This window comes from Cryptosporangium sp. NPDC051539 (genome assembly GCF_044454545.1).
GTDB lineage: Bacteria > Actinomycetota > Actinomycetes > Mycobacteriales > Cryptosporangiaceae > Cryptosporangium.
Genome location: NZ_JBITDV010000014.1, coordinates 255,397 through 279,507, shown reverse-complemented (window position 1 = coordinate 279,507; position 24,111 = coordinate 255,397). Strand labels below are relative to the sequence as shown.

Annotated in this window: 24 protein-coding genes and 4 tRNA genes; 20 read left to right on the top strand and 8 right to left on the bottom strand. The window is 69.1% G+C overall.

Translation table 11 applies throughout. The features are described from left to right. Positions 1 to 116: 116 nt before the first annotated feature. From ACIBZJ_RS36735 to ACIBZJ_RS36700, 8 genes are all read left to right on the top strand, one after another. A complete protein-coding gene (locus ACIBZJ_RS36735; RefSeq protein WP_395938084.1) occupies positions 117 to 302 on the top strand; it encodes a helix-turn-helix domain-containing protein in 186 nt (61 codons plus the stop codon). A gap of 450 nt (positions 303 to 752) precedes the next feature. Beyond that, a complete protein-coding gene (locus ACIBZJ_RS36730; protein ID WP_395938083.1) occupies positions 753 to 1,568 on the top strand; it encodes a hypothetical protein in 816 nt (271 codons plus the stop codon). 437 nt (positions 1,569 to 2,005) lie between these two features. After that, positions 2,006 to 3,457 (top strand): replication initiator, encoded by a 1,452-nt coding sequence (locus ACIBZJ_RS36725; protein WP_395938081.1) that lies wholly within the window; start codon positions 2,006 to 2,008, stop codon positions 3,455 to 3,457. A gap of 322 nt (positions 3,458 to 3,779) precedes the next feature. Next, positions 3,780 to 4,157: a hypothetical protein gene (locus tag ACIBZJ_RS36720; RefSeq protein WP_395938079.1), complete on the top strand. Its 378-nt coding sequence runs from the start codon at positions 3,780 to 3,782 to the stop codon at positions 4,155 to 4,157. A gap of 46 nt (positions 4,158 to 4,203) precedes the next feature. After that, positions 4,204 to 5,565: a hypothetical protein gene (locus ACIBZJ_RS36715; RefSeq protein WP_395938077.1), complete on the top strand. Its 1,362-nt coding sequence runs from the start codon at positions 4,204 to 4,206 to the stop codon at positions 5,563 to 5,565. A 145-nt stretch (positions 5,566 to 5,710) separates the two neighbouring features. Beyond that, complete coding sequence (locus ACIBZJ_RS36710; protein ID WP_395938075.1) at positions 5,711 to 6,490, top strand: hypothetical protein; 780 nt, start codon at positions 5,711 to 5,713, stop codon at positions 6,488 to 6,490. Positions 6,491 to 6,701: 211 nt separating this feature from the next. Continuing rightward, the gene (hisS, locus tag ACIBZJ_RS36705; protein ID WP_395938073.1) at positions 6,702 to 8,015 is read left to right on the top strand and encodes a histidine--tRNA ligase; all 1,314 of its coding nucleotides are present in this window, start codon (positions 6,702 to 6,704) and stop codon (positions 8,013 to 8,015) included. Positions 8,016 to 8,037: 22 nt separating this feature from the next. Beyond that, positions 8,038 to 8,649 (top strand): hypothetical protein, encoded by a 612-nt coding sequence (locus tag ACIBZJ_RS36700; RefSeq protein ID WP_395938071.1) that lies wholly within the window; start codon positions 8,038 to 8,040, stop codon positions 8,647 to 8,649. A 308-nt stretch (positions 8,650 to 8,957) separates the two neighbouring features. Here ACIBZJ_RS36700 and ACIBZJ_RS36695 read toward each other — a convergent pair whose 3' ends face one another. Beyond that, on the bottom strand, positions 8,958 to 9,344 hold the full coding sequence (locus ACIBZJ_RS36695; RefSeq protein ID WP_395938069.1) for a hypothetical protein: 387 nt from the start codon (positions 9,342 to 9,344) through the stop codon (positions 8,958 to 8,960). Between the two features lie 370 nt (positions 9,345 to 9,714). Continuing rightward, positions 9,715 to 10,092 carry a hypothetical protein gene (locus ACIBZJ_RS36690; protein ID WP_395938067.1) on the bottom strand — a complete coding sequence of 126 codons (378 nt, stop codon included), beginning with the start codon at positions 10,090 to 10,092 and terminating at the stop codon, positions 9,715 to 9,717. A gap of 122 nt (positions 10,093 to 10,214) precedes the next feature. Here ACIBZJ_RS36690 and ACIBZJ_RS36685 point away from each other — a divergent pair, with 122 nt between their 5' ends. Together ACIBZJ_RS36685 and ACIBZJ_RS36680 are read left to right on the top strand one after the other, a co-directional pair. Further along, complete coding sequence (locus tag ACIBZJ_RS36685; protein WP_395938065.1) at positions 10,215 to 11,138, top strand: helix-turn-helix domain-containing protein; 924 nt, start codon at positions 10,215 to 10,217, stop codon at positions 11,136 to 11,138. Next, positions 11,135 to 11,341, top strand: a complete 207-nt coding sequence (locus ACIBZJ_RS36680; protein WP_395938063.1) for a DUF397 domain-containing protein — start codon at positions 11,135 to 11,137, stop codon at positions 11,339 to 11,341. The genes ACIBZJ_RS36685 and ACIBZJ_RS36680 overlap by 4 nt, the downstream gene beginning before the upstream one ends. Before the next feature lie 332 nt (positions 11,342 to 11,673). On the opposite strand, the gene ACIBZJ_RS36675 is transcribed toward ACIBZJ_RS36680, so the two are convergent. Continuing rightward, a tRNA-Lys gene (locus ACIBZJ_RS36675) sits at positions 11,674 to 11,746 on the bottom strand. 300 nt (positions 11,747 to 12,046) lie between these two features. Between ACIBZJ_RS36675 and ACIBZJ_RS36670 the strand changes: the two genes are divergently transcribed. The 6 genes from ACIBZJ_RS36670 (at position 12,047) to ACIBZJ_RS36645 (ending at position 14,237) form a co-directional block, all read left to right on the top strand. Then, positions 12,047 to 12,838 (top strand): polysaccharide deacetylase family protein, encoded by a 792-nt coding sequence (locus ACIBZJ_RS36670; RefSeq protein WP_395938061.1) that lies wholly within the window; start codon positions 12,047 to 12,049, stop codon positions 12,836 to 12,838. Positions 12,839 to 12,979: 141 nt separating this feature from the next. Continuing rightward, positions 12,980 to 13,052 (top strand) — tRNA-Glu (locus ACIBZJ_RS36665). Positions 13,053 to 13,079: 27 nt separating this feature from the next. Then, positions 13,080 to 13,154: transfer RNA gene (locus ACIBZJ_RS36660), tRNA-Asp, on the top strand. A gap of 49 nt (positions 13,155 to 13,203) precedes the next feature. Then, positions 13,204 to 13,280: transfer RNA gene (locus tag ACIBZJ_RS36655), tRNA-Phe, on the top strand. Between the two features lie 92 nt (positions 13,281 to 13,372). Then, entirely contained in the window at positions 13,373 to 13,738 is a 366-nt protein-coding gene (locus ACIBZJ_RS36650; protein ID WP_395938059.1) for a nuclear transport factor 2 family protein, read from the top strand. 106 nt (positions 13,739 to 13,844) lie between these two features. Continuing rightward, entirely contained in the window at positions 13,845 to 14,237 is a 393-nt protein-coding gene (locus tag ACIBZJ_RS36645) for a VOC family protein (protein WP_395938057.1), read from the top strand. A 105-nt stretch (positions 14,238 to 14,342) separates the two neighbouring features. Here the strand turns inward: ACIBZJ_RS36645 and ACIBZJ_RS36640 are convergent, their stop codons facing one another. Next, positions 14,343 to 14,651, bottom strand: coding sequence for an ArsR/SmtB family transcription factor (locus ACIBZJ_RS36640; RefSeq protein WP_395938055.1), 309 nt, complete (start codon positions 14,649 to 14,651; stop codon positions 14,343 to 14,345). A gap of 92 nt (positions 14,652 to 14,743) precedes the next feature. Between ACIBZJ_RS36640 and ACIBZJ_RS36635 the strand changes: the two genes are divergently transcribed. Then, complete coding sequence (locus ACIBZJ_RS36635) at positions 14,744 to 15,220, top strand: hypothetical protein (RefSeq protein ID WP_395938053.1); 477 nt, start codon at positions 14,744 to 14,746, stop codon at positions 15,218 to 15,220. Here ACIBZJ_RS36635 and ACIBZJ_RS36630 read toward each other — a convergent pair. Then, complete coding sequence (locus ACIBZJ_RS36630; protein WP_395938051.1) at positions 15,217 to 15,945, bottom strand: alpha/beta fold hydrolase; 729 nt, start codon at positions 15,943 to 15,945, stop codon at positions 15,217 to 15,219. The genes ACIBZJ_RS36635 and ACIBZJ_RS36630 overlap by 4 nt on opposite strands. A gap of 251 nt (positions 15,946 to 16,196) precedes the next feature. Between ACIBZJ_RS36630 and ACIBZJ_RS36625 the strand changes: the two genes are divergently transcribed. From ACIBZJ_RS36625 to ACIBZJ_RS36615, 3 genes are read left to right on the top strand one after another with little or no spacing between them, the layout of a single operon-like run. Further along, positions 16,197 to 16,613, top strand: a complete 417-nt coding sequence (locus tag ACIBZJ_RS36625) for an SRPBCC domain-containing protein (protein WP_395938049.1) — start codon at positions 16,197 to 16,199, stop codon at positions 16,611 to 16,613. A 10-nt stretch (positions 16,614 to 16,623) separates the two neighbouring features. Then, positions 16,624 to 17,820: an LLM class flavin-dependent oxidoreductase gene (locus tag ACIBZJ_RS36620; protein WP_395938047.1), complete on the top strand. Its 1,197-nt coding sequence runs from the start codon at positions 16,624 to 16,626 to the stop codon at positions 17,818 to 17,820. A gap of 44 nt (positions 17,821 to 17,864) precedes the next feature. Beyond that, a complete protein-coding gene (locus ACIBZJ_RS36615; RefSeq protein WP_395938045.1) occupies positions 17,865 to 18,296 on the top strand; it encodes a response regulator in 432 nt (143 codons plus the stop codon). An 89-nt stretch (positions 18,297 to 18,385) separates the two neighbouring features. Here the strand turns inward: ACIBZJ_RS36615 and ACIBZJ_RS36610 are convergent, their stop codons facing one another. The 3 genes from ACIBZJ_RS36610 to ACIBZJ_RS36600 all read right to left on the bottom strand — a co-directional run bounded on the left by ACIBZJ_RS36610 (position 18,386) and on the right by ACIBZJ_RS36600 (position 24,103). After that, positions 18,386 to 19,231: a hypothetical protein gene (locus ACIBZJ_RS36610; protein WP_395938043.1), complete on the bottom strand. Its 846-nt coding sequence runs from the start codon at positions 19,229 to 19,231 to the stop codon at positions 18,386 to 18,388. Positions 19,232 to 19,341: 110 nt separating this feature from the next. Then, entirely contained in the window at positions 19,342 to 20,571 is a 1,230-nt protein-coding gene (locus ACIBZJ_RS36605) for an exonuclease domain-containing protein (RefSeq protein ID WP_395938041.1), read from the bottom strand. Positions 20,572 to 20,716: 145 nt separating this feature from the next. Continuing rightward, positions 20,717 to 24,103 (bottom strand): UvrD-helicase domain-containing protein, encoded by a 3,387-nt coding sequence (locus ACIBZJ_RS36600; RefSeq protein ID WP_395938039.1) that lies wholly within the window; start codon positions 24,101 to 24,103, stop codon positions 20,717 to 20,719. Positions 24,104 to 24,111: the final 8 nt, after the last annotated feature.

Sequence of the window (24,111 nt, the reverse complement as noted above, 5' to 3'; positions counted from 1 at the left end):
CTCATTCTTCCGCACTGGTCGCGTGCTCACACACATTTCTTTGCCGTTGCTGTGTGGTGGTCGCGGCCTATCCGTGATCGCTGGTTCGATCCGACTTGGCGGGATAGGTGGCAATCATGGCTCGTGTGGAGTGGCTGACGGTGGAGGATCTCGCGGCGGAATTGCGGGTGCCGAAAGCGACGATCTACAAATGGCGGTCGATCAAGTACGGTCCGCGTGCTGCGCGTGTCGGGAAGTATCTGCGGTACCGGCGTGAGGACGTGGACGCGTTCTTGACCTCGTGCATGGATGACGCTGCATAGGCATTCGGCCGGCTGCTGGCTGGCGGTTTGGATGTTGGGCGCGCTGCGCGTACGGGCAGTTGGTGGTGTGCTCCCGTCGGCCGTCGTCCCGCCGTGAGGGTGCGGGCCAGCACCGGGGCTGCCCCCTGACCGCGCGTCGTGTGACGGTTGCTCCAGTCGATGGGCGGCCCCGGTGCTGGGCTGCTCGGCTTGCCCGGGTCGACGGACGTCGGGAGCACACCACCCCTACAGGACCCCCTCTGACGGAGCGCCCGGCGGCGCGCCATGGGCTCAGTCCTGCTGCTCTCGGAGCGCCCGAGGAAAGCTGTTGTTCCTGCTCTCGCGTGATTCGAGTATCCACGCAATCCCTGTGATCGCTCGCGCTGTTGCGCTGGCCGCCCCTGCTGTGGGCCTTGCCGAGAACCGACATCACACCGGTTGTCCACGGCGATTCGTCAGGAGGACGAAGACATGGGCAGGCATGCGAATCCGGGCGACCCGGCAGATGAACCGGTCGCCCCGACCCACCCGGAAGAAGACGGCTCGACGGAACCGGGCCGCGGGGGCATCCGGCGCGGGTCGGCATGGTCGGATGCGGAGAACATCCAACTCGTCGACGGCGTGAAGGCGGGCCGCAGTATCGCGGAGCTGGCGACGGCGCACGAGCGGTCCTCGTCGGCGATCCGGGCGCAGCTCGCCGCGATGTGTCCGGCGGAACTGGGGCTGGCGCGGGCGGTCGCTGCCGAATGGACGATCCGAAGGCTGGTGCGCGGGGATGGTCACTACGACTGGCGGCGTTCGCTGCGCGCCAAGCGCCGGGTGTACTGGTCGGTGGAGGATGACGTGCTTCTGCGGGCAGCGTGGACCGATCGGGAACCGCTGCCGGTGGTCGCGGCGCACTTCGGCTACGTCGAGCACGACGTGCACAAACGGTTGACCGAACTCGGGCTCTCGACGTCGTATCAGGCCACGATGGTGCAGATGGGCGCCACCCCGACCGGGGTCGTGTCCGCCCGCGCCCGGCGTGAGTCAGCCTTGCCGCCCCTGTCGGTGGTGGTCCTCCAGGTAAATGGGGTCGCGTCGGCGTCCGGGCCGGTGCCGGTCGCAGTGTCGCTGCACTCCTCGATCGAGGCGGCGCACGTGGCGGTGCGGGAGCTGTCGCGGCTGCACCAGGCGAACTCGGCGCGGCTTCGGATGGGTCCGGCGTCCTGGTGGCTGTGGCCTCGGATGGTCGACTCCCATCGGCCGGTGGGCCGCGATGAATCCGGGCAGATCGCGGCGGCGTAACGCCGAAGCAGGAGCACGACGGGTCGCGCTCTCGACGGTGAATCCCGTACAGCAGAACTGCTGTAAATGATGCTTGAAAGCCTGTCGCTGTTGCCGTTGATTCGTGTGATAACGGCTGTGGCCAGCGTTTTGCACGGGGATTCAGAACAGCAGAATTGCCGTCGACAAAGAGTCATTCGTCTGTGCTGATCGCGGCGGAGGCAGAGTGGCTCCCGCTGCCGCCCGGGTCCGGGGCGGCGTGACCGCCGGGCCGTGCCGCGCGCTAGCGGCGGCAGGCCCGAAGCGGGCGCGCCGCAGACCCGGCCCGAGGGTGCGGCGGCGGGAAGGCCACGGCGGCCGGAGTCCGCCCTTGAGAACTGTAAGGAATCTCTAATCAAGCCGCCGGTTCTGGCGCTGGTCGCCGGGCTGGGTGGTTGCTGCGCGCGGAGGACAGAGGCGTGTCGGAGGAAGAGGGTTGGGCGGCGGTGCTGGCGCGAGCCGGTGTGCCGTGGGATGCGTGGTCGGGGCTTGTGGTGTGGGGCCGGTCGGGTGGCCTCGCCGAGTTGTCCGAGCAAGTGGCGGCGGTGGGTGGGTGCACGCGGCCGGTGCGGCTGGCCGGGACGGTGCGGTCGTTCTCGGCGTCCACGGGTGAGCTGGTCGGCGAGTACGAGACGGGTAAGGGTCCGGCGGGTGGATTGCTGGTGGCGTGCGGGTCGCGGCACGCCGGTGTGTGTCCTTCGTGCGCGCGGAGGTGGCGCGGCGATACCTGGTGGCTGGTGCTGGCGGGGATGGTCGGCGGGAAGGGCCGGGCGGCGGCGGTGCGGTCGCATCCCCGGGTGTTCCTGACGCTGACCGCTCCGTCGTTCGGCGTCGTCCATACCCGACGCACGGGTGTGGATGGTCGGGTCCGGCCGTGTCGTGCGCGGCGGGATTGGCCGGTGTGTGTGCACGGGGAACCGGCGTGGTGTGGTCTGCGGCACGGTGAGCACGATCCTGAGCTGGGCGCGCCGTTGTGTGCGGGTTGTTACGACTGGGCGGGGCTGGTGTTGTGGAACGCACACGCGGGTGCGTTGTGGAACCGGTGGAGTGTGCAGACGGGCCGGGAAATCGGCCGGCTGTCGGGTCGGACGGCGGCGGCGGTGCGCGCGGCGGTCAAGGTCGAATCCACACGGGTCGCGGAGATGCAGGCCCGGGGCGCGGTGCATCTGCACGCGATCGTGCGGGCGGACTCCGGGAGGGATCCGGATACCGGGCCTCCGGCCTGGCTGAGCCCGGAACTGCTGGCAGAGGCGGCGATCGGTGCAGCGCGGCGGGTCAGGCTGGAGGCGGACGTGCCCGGCCTCGGGGAGTGGGTGCTGCGTTTCGGTGAGCAGATCGAGGCGCATCCGATCCCGCCCGGGGCCGATGATGGGCAGGAGCGGCGGCTTGCCTCATACCTGGCCAAGTACGTCACGAAGGAGACCGCGGCCGGGTTGGAGCGCCCGATCGGTGGGGCCGGTGAGATACCGCTGCTGGGAGTAGCGCCCCATGTGCGGGCGCTGGTCGGTACGGCGTGGCGGCTGGGCAGCCTGCCGGGGCTGGCGGAGTTGAAGTTGCGGCGGTGGGCGCATCAGTACGGCTATCGGGGGCCGGTCGCCACTCGCTCGCGCCGGTACTCCGCGTCGTTGGCTGCGTTGCACGCCGATCGGGTGGCCTACCGGCGGCAGCAGGCCGCGCGGACGGGTGACGACCGGCTGGCGCCGGTGGGAATGCCGGGACAGACAGTGACTGTGCCCGCGCTGCGGCTGTCACGCATCGGATTGGACGCGGCCGGTGGCTGGCTGGCCGAACAGGCGAGGACGGCCCGGGACGACGCGCGACGGGTGGGACGTGAGGAAATCGAGAGGGATCTGGGGCCGGATGCGGCGTAACAGGTTCACGACCGGTCACCCATTTCTGTAATTGGGTATACCGTCCGTGAAGACTCTGCACTTCATGCAAATATGCCCGACTCGGGTGCTTTGAATAAGCGCGTGGGAAATGAATCACGCGTGTCCGGTATGACTCGCAGTCATATGCTCCTAGCTGGACGAACACGCAAAGAAATCAGTGATTCACGTGAACCTTCCGAGTTGCGGTACGCGTGTACTTGCTGACGATTCACCGCTTCACCGGGAAGCGGGGGGCCTGAATCGCCGGGGCGGCACGGCAGGTCGCGGTGTCGTTTCACGAATCAGGTTGGAGAAATTTGTCATGGCTCGGAATGAGATCAGCGTCAATCTCACGGGTGCAATTGTGTTGTCGGCGGGGGTGGCTCAGCCGCGGACGGATCGCAAAAGCGGGGAGCAGTTGATCGATCGGGAGACCGGTGCGCCGTTGTACCGAGTGCAGATGCTGGTGATTCAGGCGGCGGGTGCGCAGCTGGCGGACGTGACGGTGCCGAACGCGGCGGGACTGCCGGTGGCGGCGCCGCTGCGGGTGGAGGGCATGCGGATCAATCAGTACGAGTTCGACGGCCGTTCAGGGATTTCGTGGCGGGCGGACTCGGTGGAGGCGATCGGCGGGGCGTGCGTGGACGAGAACGGCAATCCCACGGTGCCGGTCCGGGGTTCCCAGAAGCAGGCGAGCTAAAAGGTCGGCTGTCGGTTCTCGTCGGTCCTGACGGGCTGATCCGGCGGTGCTTCTGCTGCTGGGCTACCTGATCGGGCAGAACGGCCTACTGCGGACGCTGTGGCGACTCTTTGCGTTCGGGGTGTGGCTGGTGCTGGCGGTGGCGTGGCTGGGTGTGCTGTTTACCCGGCCCGCCGCTGCGCTCGCCTTATCGGTGGCATGGACTCTCTTCTATATTCTTTGGATTCTGCGCGCCCGGGTGTGGGCGCTGGTCTGGCGCTTATGGGGTTATCAGATTTCGTTGTGGATCCCGCGTCGTGCCTGGATGTGGCATTTCCAGTTCAATTCCTGGCCGCGTCTGGTGTTCCGGCTGGGTCTGGTGTTCCGGGACGGGCACGGTCTCTCGCGTGGCACGGTGCGTTATCCGAAAGGCCGGTGGACTCTCGCCGGGGACAACAACGGCTGGACCGTGGTCGTGAACGTCCTCGATGGGCAGTCTCCGGCGGACTTCATCGCCCACGCGGAGACCTTCGCCGAAGCATGGGGTGTACATCACGTCGCTGGGGATTCCCCCAAGCGGGGCACGGTGCGGCTGCGCGCCTACATTACTGACCCGCTGCGCACGCCGCTCCCGGCGCCGCCGATCCCGGCCGAGACCGACTTCTACTCGGCGCTGCTCGGGATGCGGGAGGACGGCCAGCAGTGGCGGGAACGCCTTCTCGGGCGTCACCTGTTCATCGGGGCGGCGACCGGTGGCGGTAAGGGGTCGGTGCAGTGGGCGGTGATTCGCTCGCTGTGCCCGGCAATCCGGGCCGGGGCGTGTGAGGTGTGGACCGTCGACCCGAAGGCCGTGGAGTTCGCCAAGGGCAAGTGGCTGTGGCGGCGCTACGCCGCTGATCCCGAGGACATCGTGGAACTGGTCGAGAGAGCTGCTGAGTTGGTGGCTACCCGCCGGGCGGCGATGGCCGGTGACACGCGCACGCACGTGCCGGTGCCGGGTGATCCGTACGTGCTGCTGAACATCGATGAGCTAGCGGCCTGCACGGTGTACATGTCTAAGGATCTGGTCGACCGGTTTAACCGGGCGTTGGGGTTGATCCTCACTCAGGGGCGTTCGCTGTCGGTGTCGGTGATGGCAGCGGTGCAGGACCCGCGCAAAGAGATTGTGCCGATGCGGCAGCTGTTCACCACGCGCATCGTGCTGCGGGTCGATGAGGTCGGGCAGGCCGATCTGGTGCTGGGGGGCGGCGCTACCGCAAGGGGTGCGCACGCGCATCTGATCCCGGCCGATGAACAGACCGGCGCCGGTATCGGCTACGTGAACGGCGATGACCGGGCCACCCCGATCCGGGTGCGGGCCGGTTACACGTCGGACTCCGACATCGACCGCATGTGCCTGACCTACGCCCCGGCCATCACCGAGCCCTAAGCCGGGGCACGTTCGCTGGGCCGGCGGCGCCTCTTCGCAACTGGCGTGCGCGAATCCCACACGTCCGACGGCGCGGCCGGCGCAGCGAACCCCAATGCGGCGGTGACCTCACCGCACTCCCCAGACAGGAGAAAGGACCATTGTCATGCTCGGTTTCCGCAACGGCGACGATCCACTGTTCACCGCTGATGGGCCGTCGCTGCCCACACTGCGCCCTCGTTTCCACGACGACGACACAGAGTTGTTGGCCGACGCACAGCAGGACGGGGGCGCCGGTGACAGCGGGTCGGGTGATCGCCGGACGGCTCGCCGGTCGTTACGGCTGCGGCTCGGCGTCGTCGGGCTCGTCGCGGTGGTGATTCTGGCCGCGCTCGGTGTCACGGCCGATCTGCTGCGGCCTGATCCTCCGCCCGATCGCCCGGACCTGCGGGTGATGACGTGGTGGTGGGACACCTTCGACGTGCTTCCCGGTAACCCGGTCGGGTCCGGCCCGTGGGAGGACTCGGTGTGCGGCGGCGACGTCGGTCACGTTCTGGAGGTGATCGACTCGGAGGTGCAGCGGCAGACGGCCGGATGGCCCCCGAACAAGTTCGTGGTGTCGATCGACTTCGCGGATGTGGCGTATACGTCGACCGGCGGGGACGCGGCGACGGTGACGCTGACCTCGACTACGGATTTCTATCCGCGCGGGGAGAACGGTTTCAACTCGTGGGCGGCGCCGGATCAAGACTGGACGTTCACGATGCGGCGATACGGCGATCGGTGGTGCGTGCACCGGATCTCGGTAATGTACCGGCCCGGGTTCGACCCGGCGCAACAAACTCCCACCTACGGTGCAGGCGACCTGATCGGTGGCGACGCGTCAGGCGGGGCCGGTGACGACGACAGGGCCGGAGGCGGTGGCCAGGGACAAGCGCACAGGTGACTCGACCCTGCGGAGGGCCAGAAGGAGGTGGCGGTAGTCGACCGGCGGCCGGTTCCCTGAACGACGGGGACCGGCCGTCCAATGTTTCAGCGGATGAACCGCCCCGTTTTCCTGAACTGTGGGTAGCCGTTCAGGTACTTTCTGTCAGAAGGTCAGGCGGCGGGCGATGGCCGGTTTGTGCCGGGTCTTGCCCGTCGGGAAGGCTGGTCGGGTGACTGCGAAAAAAGTGGATGCCGCGTCGGGCACGCGGGACTTTCTGGCGTCCGACGTGCGTGCACGTGAGGAAGCCTTCGCCATCATCCGGCAGACCTTCGACCGGTACGGCTTCGAGCCACTGCAAACCCCGGCGTTCGAGCGGCTGGAGCTATTGACCGGGAAGTACGGCGAAGAGGGCGACAAGCTGGTCTTCAAGATTCTGCGCCGGGGCGAGCATGAGGCCAGCGGCGAGGCGGACTTGGCGTTGCGTTACGACCTGACGGTGCCACTGGCACGGGTCGTTGCGACGTACGGCAGTCAGCTCCCGTCGCCGTACAAGCGGTATGCGATTGCTCCGGTGTGGCGGGCTGACCGCCCCGGAAAGGGCCGATTCCGCGAGTTCTATCAATGCGATCTCGATGTGGTGGGATCGACGTCGCCGCTTGCGGATGCTGAGGTCGTGTCCGCGCTGGCCGATGCGCTGAGCGCGCTCGGCGTTCCGGAGTTCCGATTCCTGGTCAACTCGCGCAAGGTGCTCTATGCCCTGCTGGACGTGTTCGAGGTGCCGAGGGCGCTCGGGGGTCGCACGCTGATCGTCCTGGACAAGCTGGACAAGCTGCCCCCTGCGGCTGTCGCCGTGGAACTGGGGGGTCTCGGACTCGACGCGGGTACGGCTGGGCGGCTGGTCGACACGCTCTCCGGGCCGGATGCGGACACGTCGGTACGGAAAGCGCTTGCGGGCTCGGACGCAGGACGCGCGGGACTGGCGGAGGTCGATCAACTCATCGGGATGAGTGTCGGTCAGGTTGGGGAGCATCGGATCGGGTTCAGTGGTTCTCTGGTGCGCGGACTGGACTACTACACGGGGCCGATCTACGAAGTGACTGCGCCGGGTGTGCCGGGGTCCATCGCGTCGGGGGGCCGGTATGACGGGCTGGTCGCCAAGCTGGGCGGACCGGACCTGCCCGCGTGCGGCGGCTCGCTCGGTGTGGAGCGTATTCTTCCGCTCCTGCCGACAGCTGAGACCGCCGGTACGGGGCTGGACGTCGCGGTCACGGTGCTCGATGCGGACAGCGGCGCTGATCTCGCGGGGATAGCTGGCCGACTGCGGGCAGCCGCGATCCGCACGGGCGTCTACCTCGGGGGCAGCGGCAAACTTGCCCGTCAACTGAAGTGGGCCAACGACCAGCACGCGCGTTATGCGCTGCTTTACGGCGCGGCCGAACGTGAGCGCGGTGGCGTCACGGTCCGGGACATGCAGACCGGTGAACAGCAGGACGTACCGATCGAGGAAGTGACGGCGTACCTCGCTGGGAGGCTCGCCGAGTAGCCAACCCGAAAGGTGGCGGCACATGGGTGTCCAGGGACGCAAGATTTTCGCGGTCACGGCGGAGCGAGGCTTTCCCGAACCGTGGCTATCGTTCGGCAACTGCCTGTGCAACGAGTCGGCGTTATCCACGCGCCTGAAGGCCGCCATCGAGACCGCCCGCAAGGAGCAAGACGGAGTAAGCCTGGCCACGGTCGGGGAAGTCTTCGACGCGAAGCAAGCCAACCTCGCCACGGCGGCTGGCATTCTCCAGCAGGTTCGCTCGGAGTACGACGGCACCGGGGAGTGGAAGCGGCTGGACGCGCTGGCGGCCCGGTTGGACATCGCCGATGTCTCCGAGGAATGGGGCGCGGTCCTCAACGTTCATCCGCTGCCGCTGGTGATGACCTCCCTCCAATTCAACTGGGCATACATGAAGGAGCACGGTGTCGCGGCGTTCTATGCCATGTGCTCGGAGTACGTGGCGGCGCTTCAGAAAAACACCGCCCGGTGGCGTACCGCGTGGACGACGGAGGTTGAAACCGGCGCGGTCGACATCTTGACCACGGTGCAATGCGACCTTGTGTCGATCGAGGCGCCGTTGCACTGCGACGCGTGTAAGAAGACCATCACCGCCCTTCTATATCTGGACGTCTGACGGTGACATGAGCGGCTGCCAGCGCGACCACCAACAAAACGCGCTGGCAGCCCTTCTGCAATGTGGTCAGCCGTGCTGCATGGGGTTGTACTCACGGTGCGGCGTGAACCAGTGGGACGGTCCCTCGTCGTCCGTCGCGCTCCAGTCGGGGAGGTCTAGGGCGCGTAGAGTCGAACCCGGAACGCGCCTGGGCAGACGCGGGAGTCCTGCACCGCGGCTCCTGGTCATGGTCTGAGGCTGGCGGTAGCGAACCGGTGCCCTACCGCTGATTATTGGCCGGTCGTCGCGGAGCGGGGTGGACGTGGAAATCATGCCGGTGCCTCCGTGCCGTGGTGGTCCTCTTGTTCGGTGTCCTCGTCTTGGTCGGTGTCCTCGTGCCGCTTGTAGCCGTTGCTCGCTGTGACCGGTGGGAGCTGGCCGAAGAAATAGACGTCGCATGCGGGCGGAGATAACGGCGGTTGGTCGCCGGGACCGTCGGTGATGCGCTCCATCGCCCATGTGTCGGTATCGCATGGCCAGGGTGTGAGGTCACGGGCGCAGACCTCGATGCGTCGGCGCGTGCCGTCTGGTCCGGTGTCCCATCCCGTGATCGGCCGGTGGGTAGCGAGCACGTCACGCGCAAGTCCGTACTCGACGCGGGCGACCTGTTCGGGTGACAACTCCGCGTCGGGAGGCACGGGGGTGCCGTTGTTCATGACGGCGCTCCTTCGGACTCGACGTAGTGAATGACGCCCCCGGCGGCGTGAACCCATGCGGTCAGTGATGCACGCTGCGACGGGTCCACTGCGAGGTCGGCTCGGTGCGGTACGACGACGGCGTGGGCCGGTCCCATTCGGATCGCCGCTAGACACCGGTCGAATCCGCTGGCAAGCATGCCGTCGGTGGGCGCGGAATCGTGGTAGACGGCAGCGACAACGCCGAGGTGATGACTGGCGGCGTATGCACGAACGTCTCGTTCGAGGGCCGCGATGTTGGCGAGAGCGTCTCCGACGACGTAGCCGACCACCTGAGGCTCGCCGGGGGTGAGGCGCTGTGGCTGCTGGCGGTCGGGGTGCGATGTGTGGGTCATGCCGTTGCGCTTTCCATCGGGTACAGCACGCCACCGGCCGCGCGGACCCACGCCTCCAAGATCCTTCGGTCGTACTGATCGGTGGCGATGGTGTCGTCGTCAGGGACAATGACACCGTGCGCTCGGCCTGAGGCCAGGTCGCGGAGAGCAGCGTCGAATCCGGCGTAGAGGTTGCCGTTCTTCGGCCCGGTGTCGCGGTAGACCGCTTCGACCATCCCGAGCTGCCGCCTATCGGCGAAATCATGGACCGCGTCGAGCCACGCCGGAAGTTCTGCCGGCTCTACGAGACCCACGTAGGCGACAACCCGACGATGCGTGAGGTCTCGCGTATAGACCTTGAACGTCTTCGGCGACGAAAAATCCGCGTTGGGCATACCTCTGCCTTCGTTCGGGAGGTCGGGGCAGTGGGCCGCTCAACGGCCCGTCGTGATGCTCTCTCACGATTGCAGGATTCTCACAGTCGCGCAACTCTCAGAATCGTGAGAACAATGATCGCGTGAGATTCGGCGGCTCTGAGCGATGCGGCACACTGTCGCGTGTGAGCTTCACCCCAACTGCGCAGAGTCGACGGCTTGCGGCTGAGCTCCGGAACCTCCGAGAGGCGGCCGGGCTAACCATTGAGCAAGCGGCGTCGCAAGTGGAGACGACCCTGAGCCGTGCCACGTTGTCGCGGATCGAGACGTCCAAGACGGGCGTCCAGCCGCGTACGGTTGCCGCGCTGCTGCGGATCTACGAGGTCGGCGAAGCAGAGGCGGAGGCGCTAGTCGAGCTGGCCCGAAGCGCCCGCCAACATGCCTGGTGGTACGACTACGCCGGAACGATGCCGAAGTGGTTCGCCGGATACGTCGCATTCGAAAACTCGGCTACGCAACTGCGGGTGTACGACATCCAGCTCGTTAATGGGCTGCTCCAGACGGATCGGTACGCCAGGGCACTGATCGCTGCCGACCACCCCGAAGACCCGCCCGGGAGGATCGATGAGCGGGTCGAGCTACGGATGGCGCGTCAACAAATCCTCCATCGCGACAAGGCGCCAAGGCTCTGGATCGTCATGGACGAAGCGGCGCTCTGCCGTCCGATCGGCGGTCCGGCCGTGATGGCGGCCCAGTTGCAACACATCGCCGACCTTGCCCAGCTACCAACAGTGACAGTCCAGGTACTTCAGTTCAGCCAAGGTGCCCACATGGCGATGGGGGCCAGCTTCACCATCCTCGACTTCGACAGCGACGATCCCCCGGTCGTCTACCTGGAGAACATCAGCGGCGCGTTGTTCCTGGATAAGGCCTACCATGTGCAGGGACACAGCCTGGCGTTTGACCATCTCAGGGCGACCGCCTTGTCCCCGGCGGACACGGTTACGCTTCTGCGCGGCAAGGCCGACGCCATGAAGGCACAAGCAGTAAGGGAGGGCGCAGAATGACTGCGCCAGAGTTTGCTAACGCAGTGTGGCGCAAGAGCACACGGAGCAACGGAACGGGACAGTGTGTCGAGGTCGCCGTCCTCGGTGAGGCGATCGCGGTACGCGATTCGAAAAATCCCGAAGGGCACATGCTTCTGCTGCGGCCTGCCAACTGGTCAAAGTTCTTGGTGAATGTTAAGTCAGGGATGTTCGACCCTCAGTGAGTTGCTGACCGACGCTGAGGCGAAGCACGACGCAGGTTGACGCCATCAAGAATTGAGCCGGGCGTAGCCCGTCCGAGTGGTCTTTGCACAGCTGAAGCACCACGAGCCCGGCCGCGACGTGGGTGGCGCGTGGGTGGGGGGCGGCGCGGCCGACCCCCGCTCACGCAGAGTGACCAACCAAAAGATCGCATCCAAGGGATAGCATCATCCACATTGGAGCCTCTGCCCCCTGGAAAGATCGTTCTCGGGGGGTAAGTAGGGGGCGCAAACCGGGGGGCAACGTCCCCATCTCGGCTACACCTCCTCTGACCTGCGGCGGAACGTCTTGCGGGTGGGCCGCCTGGGGATCGAACCCAGAACCCGCGGATTAAAAGTCCGCTGCTCTGCCAATTGAGCTAACGGCCCGGCACCTCAAGTGTCTCAGACCGGATGGCGAACCACGACAGACATCCCCCCGGCCCGGGATCGCACGCTACGGTACCCGGTTCGTCCGGCGTGCGGATTGTGGACGCTTGACCTTCTTAAACGGTCCAAACGTGCCAACTTTCTGACAGTTGCCGCGCAGTGACCGCTCCCTGCCGCACAGTGCTGAGCTGGGTGGACGTTGTTTTCTACCGAAAACGGCGACCTCCACGGCGGCCTACGAGCCTTGCGAGCGGCTCATACGGTCCGATGCACTGCACGCTTTAGTGACAGGCAGGAACGATGACGCGAGCATTACTCGGCCTCGGCGCCGCGGTGGTACTGGTCGTGGCTCTGGTGACCTCGGTGGCCCTGCACCGGCCGGCAGACGGTACCTGGCTCAGCGCTGCCGACCTCCGCGCCGACGGTGAGGGCGGAACCGTCCTCGCGCACACCGTCCCGAGCAAGAAGCCCAAGGCGAAACCGCAGCCGAAGCCGCTGCTGCCGCCCGCGTCCAAGCCCTACTTCCGCACCGGTACGAACGCGGTGGCCCTCACGTTCGACGACGGCCCCGACCCGCGCTGGACGCCCCAGGTCCTCGCCCTGTTACGCAAGTACCACGTCAAGGCGACGTTCTGCATGATCGGCGTCAACGTCCGGGCCCACCCCGACCTGGTGCGGAAGATCGCCAAGGACGGGCACGCGCTGTGCAACCACTCGACGACGCACGACCTGCACCTGAAGAAGAAGTCGCGCGCCGCGATCTTGTCGGATCTCCGACACACCAACGCGCTGATCACGAAAGCCAGCGGCGGCATCGCGCCGACGTACTTCCGGGCGCCGGGCGGTAACTGGTCGGGCGTCATCGTCTCGGCGGCGCGGTCGCTCGGGATGGCGTCGATCGGCTGGAACGTGGATCCGAAGGACTGGACCAAGCCCCCGTCCAGCACGATCGTGGCGCGAGTGCGGGCCGGCATGGCCCCCGGTGTGATCGTCCTCATGCACGACGGAGGCGGCGATCGGTCCCGCAGCGTCGCCGCGTTGAAGGTCCTGCTGCCTCCACTGAAGTCCCGGTACCGCTTGACCAGGCTCTGACCTGGGAATATCCAAAGGTCGGCCCCTGCTTTTGGTAACTGGTGGCGCCATCGCCTATGCTGGGAACCGCTCCCGACGCGGACGGGGTGGGTGCGCCGCCCGGCGGACATGTGTGACAACATGAACGCCGTTCGGGTTCACGCCCTCATCGTCTAGTGGCCCAGGACGCCGCCCTTTCAAGGCGGTAGCACGGGTTCGAATCCCGTTGGGGGCACGGCAAGACCCGGTCTTACCGAGACCAGGTCCCGTGGAGCAGCTCGGAGTGCTCGCCGCCCTGTCAAGGCGGAGGTCGCGGGTTCAAATCCCGTCGGGACCGCTCACGTTGCCGCGCTAAGGCGCGGCAACGGAGCGGCGTCGCCGCAAACGGCCAGGTAGCTCAGTTGGTACGAGCGTCCGCCTGAAAAGCGGAAGGTCGGCGGTTCGACCCCGCCCCTGGCCACCACGAAACCGCCACCGATCAATCAGCGCCCTCGCCGAGGGTGCTTTTTTGTCGGAACCTTGTCGAGGCCGCGCCATCGGCTACGACTAGGCCCCATGAGCGCACACAAGCAACTGGTCGAGACCTACCTCGACGGCTTCCGCACCAACGACCACGCGACGATCCTGTCCTGCCTGGCCGACGACATCCGGTGGACGGTCTTCGGGCACTTCCGCCTCACCGGCAAGGACGCGTACGACGCCGAGATCGACGGCCCCGACTTCGTCGGCCCGCCGCGTCTGGAGGTCGTGCGCCTGGTCGAGGAGGGCGACACGGTCATGGCCGAGCTCCGCGGCTGGGCTCCCCAGAAGGACGGCGACCCGGTCCGGATGTCGATGGCCGAAGTCTTCGTGATCCGTGACGGCAAGATCGCCGAGCGCCGGGCCTGGGTGATCCCGCTCGCCGAAAATGAGTACCGCTGACTGCGATACTGGTCACCACGTCGATACCCGGAAGGAGGTGCGGTGATGACCACGTCCGTTTCCCCGCGCGTCCGCATGGTGGCGCGCTGTCTGTAAAGGACACCGCATGAACGTCCGTGTCAGGAACATCACGATCGACTGTGCCGATCCGTATGCGCTGGCCCAGTTCTGGTCCGCGCTCACCGGCTACGGCGAGGACCCGGAAGACCCGAACGCGCCGGAAGACCCCGAGGCGTTGCTCGTCGGCCCGGATCGTCAGACTCCGGCCCTGCTGTTCGTCCCGGTCCCGGAGCCGAAGACGGTCAAGAACCGGATCCACCTCGACCTGCAGCCCACCGGCGGCACCCGGGACGAGATGGTGGCCAGGGCCCAGCAGCTCGGCGCCACGATCGTCGGAGACCACCGCAAGCCCGACGGCACCGGCTGGGTCACCCTCACCGATCCCGAGGCCAACGAGTTCTGCATCGAACGCAGCGCCGCCGAACGCACGGCCCACTGAGCCCACCCGGCCCCAGCAACACGTTCCGCTGAGGCCTCCCGGCCCCAGCGACACGTTCGGCTGAGGCCTCCCCGCTCCGGCGGCCCGGGAGGGCCGCTGGAGCGCTCATTCCGGGTGCGCGTCCAGGTGCGCCTCCAGCGCGTCGAGGCTGCGCCCCCACAGACTCCGGTACGGCGCCAGCCAGCTGTCGATCTCGGCCAGCGGCTCCGGCCGCAGTTCGTACCAGCGACGCTGCGCGTCCTGCCGCACCCGCACGAGCCCGGCGTCCCGCAGGACCTTCAGATGCTTGGACGTCCCGGGCTGGCTCAGCCCGAGTTCCTCGACCAATTCGTTCACCGGACGGGGACGTTCGAGCAGCAGATCGAGGATGCGCCGGCGGGTCGGCTCGGCCAGCACCGCGAACGAAGTGGTCACCCCGCAAATATAACCGAGGCGGTATATGCGCCACCCGAAAATCGTCGGTGGTCGCCGCTACGGTGCCTTCGACGAAGTCAGGGAGGCCACGGATGTTCGACAGCGACGAGCCCACCGACGACTGGTTCGGGCCCGGGCTCGGCGACGACGAATCCACCACCGACCGGTTCGACGCCGGTTCCGACGAGAACAAGGAGGGCGTGGCGTCCGCGATCCACGGTGCGGTCGCGCTGCTCCAGTCCCTGCACACCGACCGGGCCGCGGTTCCCGCGGCCGTTGCCTCCTGGGCCGCCGTCTACGGCACGGCGACCGTAGAGCCCGATCCCGACGATCTGCAGCGCGAGTTCCTGCTGCGGCGCCCCCGCACGGTGGCCGACGCGTTCATGGCCGGCGCCGTCGCGATGGGCGACGCGATCAGCACGCCCACGTCCGACCTGGTCAGCCAGCAGCTGGCCGCCCACGTCAAGATCGAGACCGAGCTGCTGCGGCTACTGGCCCAGGCCACCGACCAGCCGATCCGCGAGGTCCTGGGCACGCTGGAGGAGTGGGCAGCCGTCGAAACCAGCTAGCCGGGCGCCACCACATCGACGAGTAGTCCGGCGAAGTCCTCCGGGCGGGAGAGGAACGGATGGTGCCCGGCAGCGAACTCCACCAACTGCGTCGCGTGCTTCGCCCGCTCGCGCTGGGCCTCGGCCGGGATCGCCAGGTCGTCCGTGCAGACCACGTAGGTCGACGGCACGTCCCGCCAGGCCGCGGCCCGCACCGGCTGGCCGAACACCGTCATCGCCTGCCGGGTCAGGCGGCCTACGGCCGCGTCCTGCGTCGGGCCGTCACAGTCCTGTACGAACAATTGGCGGACGCTATCCGGCTGGACGCCGATCGTGCCGTCCGCGCTCGGGTCCAGCCAGGGGGCCGGATCGGTGCCGACGATGGCGCCCTGAGACTCCCCCACGTCCGGCATCACCGAGCTCACGTACAGGAGGCGCCGCACGGCCGGGTGCCCGGCACCGGCCTCGGTGATCACGACGCCGCTGTACGAGTGCCCCAGCAACACCGCCGGCTCGTCGTCCTCGTCCAGCACCGCCCGCACCGCGTCCACGTCGTCGTACAGGTCACCCAGCCCCGCCCCGCCGGCGATGCCGCCCGGCACCGCCCCGCCGGCGACGTCGTCGCGGCAGCTCGGCAGGGCGACCGTGCGGCTGCGCAGGCCGGCCTCGGCGAGCGGCCCGACCATCCGGTGCCACCACCACTCGCCGTCCCGGACGCAGGCTCCGTGCACGTAGATCAGCCGCATCGATTCTCCCGACCGGTCCGGCCCGGACGAGCTCCGAGCACACCGCCCACGCAATCACGCCCCCGGCGCAGCCCCGCCCCGATTCCGCCCCGATTCCGCCCCGAGCAGAACGATTGCGCTCTCCGCGCACCCGCTCCCCAGCCCGGCTCGCGCCCGGTCCCGCCCGCCGCATCCGCACCCCGTTCCCGCAGACCCTCCCGCTCCCCGCACCCCACAGACTCACACCCCCACAAACCCGCAGGAGGCCCGGCATGGAGCGACAGACAGGCCAGACGAGAGACGTCGGGTTCGAGATCGGCGTGTCCCGCACCGTGCCACACCCCCTCGAAGAGGTCTGGGCCTTCCTCACCGGGGCCCCGGGCCTCGCGCTCTGGCTCGGCCCCGGCGCAACACCGGCCTGGGCCAAGGGCACGCCGTACGAAACCGCCACCGGCACCACCGGCGAGGTCCGCAGCTTCCGCCCCGGCGACCGGCTGCGCGTCACCTGGCAGCCCGACTCCTGGCCCCACGACAGCACCGTGCAGATCGTCGTCCGCCCGGCGGCGAACGGCACCAGCATCCGCTTCCACCAGGAGCGTCTGGCCGACGCGACCGAGCGCGAAATCCAGCGCGAGCACTGGCGCTCCGTCCTCGACGAGATCGAAACGGCTCTCCTACTTGCCCGATAGGGTTAAACGCATGAGCCTGACCTTTCACTGGTTCCTGCCGACGATGGGCGACAGCCGCAATCTCGTCGCGGGCGGCCACGGCGTCGACCTCGGCCAGGCGGCCGGCGACCGTCCGGCCTCGCTCGGCTATCTGACCCAGATCACCCGCGCCGCCGAGCAGCTCGGCTTCGTCGGCGCGCTCACCCCGACCGGCGTCTGGTGCGACGATGCCTGGCTCACCACCGCGATGCTGGCCCAGGCGTCCGAGCGGCTGAAGTTCCTGGTCGCGTTCCGGCCCGGCATGCTCTCCCCCACGCTCGCGGCCCAGATGGCGTCGACGTTCCAGCGGCATTCGAACAACCGGCTGCTGCTCAACGTCGTCACCGGTGGGGAGAGCAAGGAGCAACGGGCGTTCGGGGACTTCCTCGACAAGGACGGCCGCTACCGGCGGACGGACGAATTCCTCGAGGTCGTCACGCGGCTCTGGCGCGGTGAGAGCGTCACGCTCGACGGCCGGCACCTCCGGGTGGAGGACGCGATGCTGAGCCGCGTCCCCGACCCGATCCCCGACGTCTACTTCGGGGGGTCGTCCCCGGCCGCGGGTGACGTGGCCGCGAAGCACGCGGACGTCTACCTGACCTGGGGCGAGAAGCCCGAACAAGTGAAAGCCAAGATTGACTGGATCAAGGGCCTCAGTCAGAAGCGCAACCGGACGCTGCGGTACGGCATCCGGCTGCACGTGATCAGCCGCGACACGTCCGAAGCGGCCTGGGCCGAGGCCGAGCGCCTGCTCGGGGCTCTCGACCCGGCCACGATCGCCCGGGTGCAGGACGGGCTGGCGCACAGCGAGTCCGAGGGGCAGCGCCGGATGGCCGAGCTGCACGATCACGGCCGCGCCAAGACGGGCCTGCGCGACCTGGAGATCTCTCCGAATCTCTGGGCCGGGGTCGGACTGGTGCGCGGCGGCGCCGGTACCGCGCTGGTGGGCAGCCACGCCGAGGTCGCCGACCGGATCGTCGAGCTGAGCGAACTCGGGCTCTCGGAGTTCGTGCTGTCCGGATACCCGCACCTGGAGGAGGCGTACTGGTTCGGGGAGGGCGTACTCCCTCTGCTGCGGGCGCGCGGGCTCTGGCAGCACCCGTCGGCCGCGACGCTCGAGGCCCCGTCGGTCGACGTGCCGTTCGCGGGCAGCGCAGGCCGATCTCTGGCACCGACGGCTCCGCAATGAGCGGTAAAGTGCGCCGACGAACCGCCGGAACCGGAGAGTAGGAAATGCCCACACCGCCACTCGAGGTCTTGGTCGTCGAGGACGATGCCGGTGACGTGCTGATGATCGAGGAGGCCCTGGAAGCCAACGACGTCCCGAGCCGCCTGCACGTCGTGTCCGACGGCGTCGAGGCGCTGGCGTTCCTGCGCAACGAGGAGCCGCACGCAGAAGCACCGCGCCCGCAGCTGATCCTGCTCGACCTGAACATGCCCCGGATGGACGGGCGTGAGGTGCTCGCGGCGGTCAAGGGTGACGATGCTCTGCGCTCGATCCCGGTCGTCGTGCTCACGACGTCGGCGCTCGACGAAGACGTCCTGCGCAGCTACCAGCTCCACGCGAACGCGTTCGTGACGAAACCGGTCGACCTCGACCAGTTCACCTCGATCGTGCAGCAGATCGAGTCCTTCTACGGCCGCACGGTCCGCCTGCCCCGCTAGCCCGCCAGCCCCGCTGCCCCGCTGCCCCGCCAGCCCGCCTGCCCCGCCAGCCCGGTAACCCGGAACCCGCCCCTGACGCCCCCAAGATGCTAACTCCCCCGGAGACGAGCGGTCGCGCGCCGTTGCCGGTCCTCGGCGGTCAGCAGCGCCCGTTCGGCCACCTCGAAGCCACGGTCGGCCTCGGCCAGCCGCCGGGTCGCCTCGGCGAGCACCGCGGCGGCCTCGTCGCGCGCGTGCCGCGCCACGTCGCGTCCGCGCCTCGCGGCATCCCGCTCGCAGCGTGCCGCCACCGCCTCCTGGTCCGCCAGCGCGCTCTCCGCCAAAGCGCTCTCCGCCATAGCGCTCTTCGCCAACGAGCCCCCGGCCAACGAGTCCGCGGCCGCCTCCGGCTCGCCCGCTCCGGACGCCACCCGGCGCGCCCCCTCCGTGAGGGAGCTCTCCGGAAGTGGCCCGAACCCGGCGTACGACTCGGCCCGGACCAGCCGGCCCGACAGCACCCGCTGAGCCACCGCCGCGTCGGCCACCGCTGCGTTCAACGTCGACTCCAGATCGACGATCACCGACGACTCGAGCGGCCCTTGCGCACCCCACCGCGGATGCGACTGCGCCACCAGCCGCCCGGCCGCCTCGACCAGCGTCGCTATCCGCTGCCTCCGCTCGGCCGAGAGCGTCCGGATCGCGCCGAGATCAGCCCGCCGCTGTGCGTCGGCCAGCCGCGCGCCGAGGGCCGTCAGCGCCACCAGGTCGTCCCGGTGTGAACCCACCAGGAGGTTCACGCACCATGCGGCCATCGTCGGCCGGCGTAAGAGCTTGAGCCGCCCGGCCAGCGCGGCCTGGTTCTCACCCCGCAGCTCCGCGATCCGGACGTCGCGGGCGGTCGTGAACTGGCCCGGCGGCAACGCGTACAGCGCGGCCGCCTCCCGTTCGTAGTCCATCCGATCCGCCTTCCGATCAACACGATGTATTGATCGGAACACAGTGCGTCAGCGATCGACAGGCCCTGGGAGCAATGACCCCAGGAGCTCGGCCCCGAGCGCCGGGACGTCTAACTCGCGTGTGTGTGGTGCGTCCAGGTCTTTCCGTCGTACCACCGCAAACCCGGCTGACCGTACGGATCCGGGTACCACCCGGCCTCGTACTGGGGGCTGGCCGCCATCGCCGGGGCCGAGCCCTCCTCCGCGTCCGGGTTCGTCTCCTCGATCAGCCCGTCGACCTCGGTCGGGGACAGGTCCAGCAGCTTGCCCACCGCCACCAGGTCGGCGCGCTCCTCGTCGGTCACCTGCCGGTCGGCCCACGCCGTCGCGGCGAGCGTCCGGACGTACTGCCGGTGCGCGTCGCTCTGCTCGGCCTCGAAGATCGCCAGCGCGCCGGCCAGATCCTTGAGGTGGATCGCCTCGGTGAACGAGAGCACCCGGTCGGACACCGCGTTGTCGAGCGCGCCGAGGTAGGCGCTGACCGGCCCGGACTCCTCCGGCGACCGCGGTGCGTCCTCGACGACCTCGGCGACGAACTCGCTGTCGACGGCCGGCGCCTCGGCCACCGGGGTCGGCGCGGCCCCGGACGACATCCCGGCGAAAGCCGCCGCCATCTTCGCCATCTCGGGGCTGACGATCGCGGTCTGCTCCGGGTCGGCGGCCTCCCAGTCTTCTTCCTCGGAGCGGGGCGACATCTGGAAGTCGACCATCGGAACCCGCGGCCACGACATCCGACGGGCCCGCTCGATGTACTGCACCCACGGCGACGGCAACGTCGGACGCTGGGCCAGGAACGTCCCGAACAGGGCGCCGGCGGCGCGGGCGTGCGTCATCGCCGACCGCGGGCCGTCCAGCGGGATGCCGGCCGCGGCGCAGCACTGTTCCAGCGTGCGCCCGGGCAGCGAGGGCAGGTAGCGGGGCGCGTTGGTCATCGTGCAGATCGCCGGGACGTGCGGCATCTCGAACCCGGCGCGGCGGAATTCCTCGTCCAGGAAGGCCGAGGTGAACAGCAGGTTGTGCCCCACGAGCACCTTGCCGCGCAGCCACTCGACCAGCCAGCCGGCCAACTCCTCGAACTGCGGCGCGTCGAGCACGTCTTCGTTACGGATGCCGTGGCCGTCCGCGGGGCCGACGTCCATGCCGGGGTTCACCAGCGTGGCCGCTTCGCCCATCGAGTTGCCCCGCTCGTCGAGCACCACGACCGCGAGTTCGACGATCCGGTGTTCCTTCGGGCTCAGCCCGGTGGTTTCGGCGTCGATGACGACCCACGTCGGGGCCCCGGCTTCAGTCGACACGCTCATCGCGTCGAGGATAGGCCACCCACCGGCCCCGGCCACCAGCGCTCAGCCCGAAATGCGCCCGATCGAGATCTCAGCGTCGCGCCCGGCTACGCCCCGTAACGAGAACCGCCTCCACGGGCCCTCCTGGTAACCGACTGCGCCCGCGTCAGATCAGGCGCATCTGGCGGGCGGCCGGGCGCCGCGGGGACCCGACCGCGCCGGTACGGTCCAGGAGCCCTTCGTCCACCGGGGTCAGGAACGGCGTGAGCTCGGCCGGTGACGTCCGCCCCCGGCGCGACACCCCTCTCGGCGCCGACACGAACAGCCGCCGCTGCGCCCTCGTGACCCCGACGAAGAACAGCCGGCGTTCCTCGGCCTCCTGCGCCGGATCGGCCGGACCGCCGAACCGCATCGGCAGCACGCCGTCCACCGCTCCGACCAGGAACACGACCGGATACTCCAGTCCCTTGGCCGCGTGCAGCGTCAGCATCGACACCGCGTCCGCGCGCGGATCCAGCGCGTCCACCTCGGCTCCGGTCGCCACCTGGGCCAGGAACTCGTCCAGGTCGTCGCCGCACGAGGCCGCCAACGGCCGCAGCAACTCCGTCGCCGCCCACACGTCGGTCGCCCGCAGCCCCGAATCCGCGGCGAACAGATCCGGCGCCGCCGCCCGCGCCGCCAGCACCGCCCCGGCCGCTCGCAGACGAGCCGCCACGGATCCGGGCAACCGCGTCATCTCCTGCAGCGCCACGCCGACCCCCGGCCGGGACGCCAGCCGGTCGATCCCCCGCTTCTGGAACGGCAACCCTGCCGACGTGAACGCGGTCTGCAACGCCCGCGACTGCGCGTCGGTCCGGTACAACACCGCGACATCCGCGAACCCGTAGTGCTCCTCGACCTCCGAGTTGCCGTCCACCCGGCCCGAATCCAGCGAATGGAACGACGCCCCGCCGACCAGCCCGTCGATCGTCGCCGCGACCCACCCGGCCTCTTCGACGTCGGAGGCGACCGAGTGCACCACGATCCGCGCCGCCCCCAGATCACGCCGCTCGGCCGAGAGCCCCCGCCCCGGCACCAGCGTCTCCGGCCGTACGACCTGCACCGCCGCCGCCACGATCGGCGGCGCCGACCGGTAGTTCCGCGTCAGCGTGACCGTCGCCGCCCCGACGAAATCCGCCGAGAACCGCAGGAAGAACCCCACGTCCGCGCCCCGGAACGAGTAGATCGACTGGTCCGGATCCCCGATCGCGAACAGGTTCCCGCCCGGCGGCACCAACGCGCTCAACAGCGCGTACTGCGACGCGTCCACGTCCTGGTATTCGTCCACCAGCACGTGCGTCCAGCGCGCCCGGTACGCCTCCCTGAGCCCGGCGTCGGCGAGCACCGAGACCGCCGACGGCACGAGTTCGTCCAGCTCCAGCAACCCGCGCTCGCGCAGCCGCTTGTGGTACCCCTCCCGCAGTTCGTCGGGCACCGGCTTACCGCTCGGCACGTCGAGCTCGGCCAGCACCGCCGCCTGGTCCGCGTCGTCCGCGACCGACGGCGGCGCGTCGAACCCCAGCGCGACGAACTGCTCGCGGCAGATCGCCAGTGCCAGCGCGTGGAACGTCGCCACGAACGGCGAACCCGCCCCGGACGGCAGCAGCTCCGTCAGCCGCGAGGAGAGCTCCCCCGCGGCCCGCCGCGTGAACGTGATCGCCAGGCACGCCTCCGCCGGCACCCCGCGTTCCGCCACCAGGTACGCGACCCGATGCGTCAGCGTCCGCGTCTTCCCGGTGCCCGGCCCGGCCACGACCAGCAGCGGCCCGTCGGCCGCGCCCGCCGCCGCCCGCTGCTCCGGATCGAGTCCCTCCAGCACCCCTCGGTCGGGGATCTGCAGTGGAAGAGCGATGTCTACGCCGGCCCGGTCGCCCGCCGCCGGCTCGTCCGCGGAGTCGTCCGGTGGCCCGCCGTACGAGGCCCCGCCGTGCGTGGCCGGCCCCGCAGCATCCTGCTCGCCCCGTGCCGTGGCGGGCCCGGCGCCCCGGCCGGCAGCGTTCCCGACCACGTCGGTGTTCCCGTCCGGGGCGGTGGCCAGCCCGCGAGGAGCCGGAATCCCGACCGTCTCGATCAGCGCCGCCGGATCGGCCGTGCGCCCGGCGGCCGAGCCGGAGCGGCGCCGCCCCGGTGCGACGGCGGCCTTCCCGCTGTCCGCGCCCACCCGGGCGGACACCCCACCCACGGTGGTTCGCCGATCGGCGTAAATCTCCTGTTCCGGCAGATCGAAGAGCGCGGACGTGCCGGCCGAACGCCGGAGCTCGGACGGCTCGAAGAGCCGGATCACGCCGTACTCGCCGTCGTAGCCCGGCTGACGGATCACGTCACCGCGACGGAGGCGGCCGATCGCCTCGCCGAGCAGCTCGCCGCCGACCGCGGCGATCTGGTCGGCCGGGACCTCGGTCAGGATGTCGAGCTCCGGGCCGAGCGCGGCGACCAGGCTGTCGACCTCGCGGGCCACGGTCTTGCTGCGCGGGCCGACCGAGTGGATCTCGCCGACGACCTCCGGCAGCGGAACGAGGTTGCGGAAGTTCGCCGCCCCGGGCGGACGCTCCCCGTCCGGACGATCGGCCAGTGCCTCGACCCGGGAGAGCACCCCGACCGTGACCGGCTTGCCGCAGACCTCGCACTTCCCGCCGGCCGCGATCGTCTCGGCCGGTTGCCAGCTCACCTCGCAGGCCCGGTGACCGTCGGCGTGGTACTTGCCCTCCTCGGGGAAGAACTCGATCGAGCCGGCGTACCCCTCACCCGTGCGCAGCGCGTCGCGCACCGAGAAGTAGTCGAGTTCGCAGTCGTAACTGTGCGCCTCGCGGGCCAGTGCCGGTGGCGAATGCGCGTCGGAGTTGCTGACCAGCGTGTACCGGTCGAGCGACGACACCCGCCAGTTCATCGACGGGTCCGAACTCAGGCCCGTTTCCACCGCGAAGACGTGGTCGGCCAGGTCGGCGTAACAGTCGGCGATCGCGTCGAAGCCCGACTTGGAACCGAGCGCCGCGAACCAGGGTGTCCAGATGTGCGCCGGGACGAGGTAACCGTCCGGACTGGCCTCCAGCGTGATCTCCAGTAGGTCGCGCGAGTCCAGTCCGAGGATCGGGCGGCCGTCGGAGGCGATGTTGCCGATCCGGGCCAGCCGGGTGTTGAAACGGCCTACCGCCTCGAGATCGGGCAAGTAGACGAGGTGGTGGACCTTACGGGTCTGGTCGTCTCGCTTGTAGATGGTCGAGATCTCGACGCTGAGCATGAACCGGACCGTGCTGGCCGCGACGATGCCCGGGAGCGTGCGATCGACCGATCTCGCGAGGTCGTCGTTGAGGCGGTAGAGCCCGGGTTCGGCCTCGACCAGCGTCTCGTGCAGGTGGGCGTTCCAGGCCGGATGGGTGAAGTCACCGGTGCCGACGAGGGTCAGGCCCTTGCGCTTGGCGTACCAGGTGAGATGTTCGAGGTCGCAGTCCCGGCTACAGGCCCGGCTGTACTTCGAGTGGATGTGCAGATCCGCGTGGAATCGGGGGCGCGGCATCACCCGAT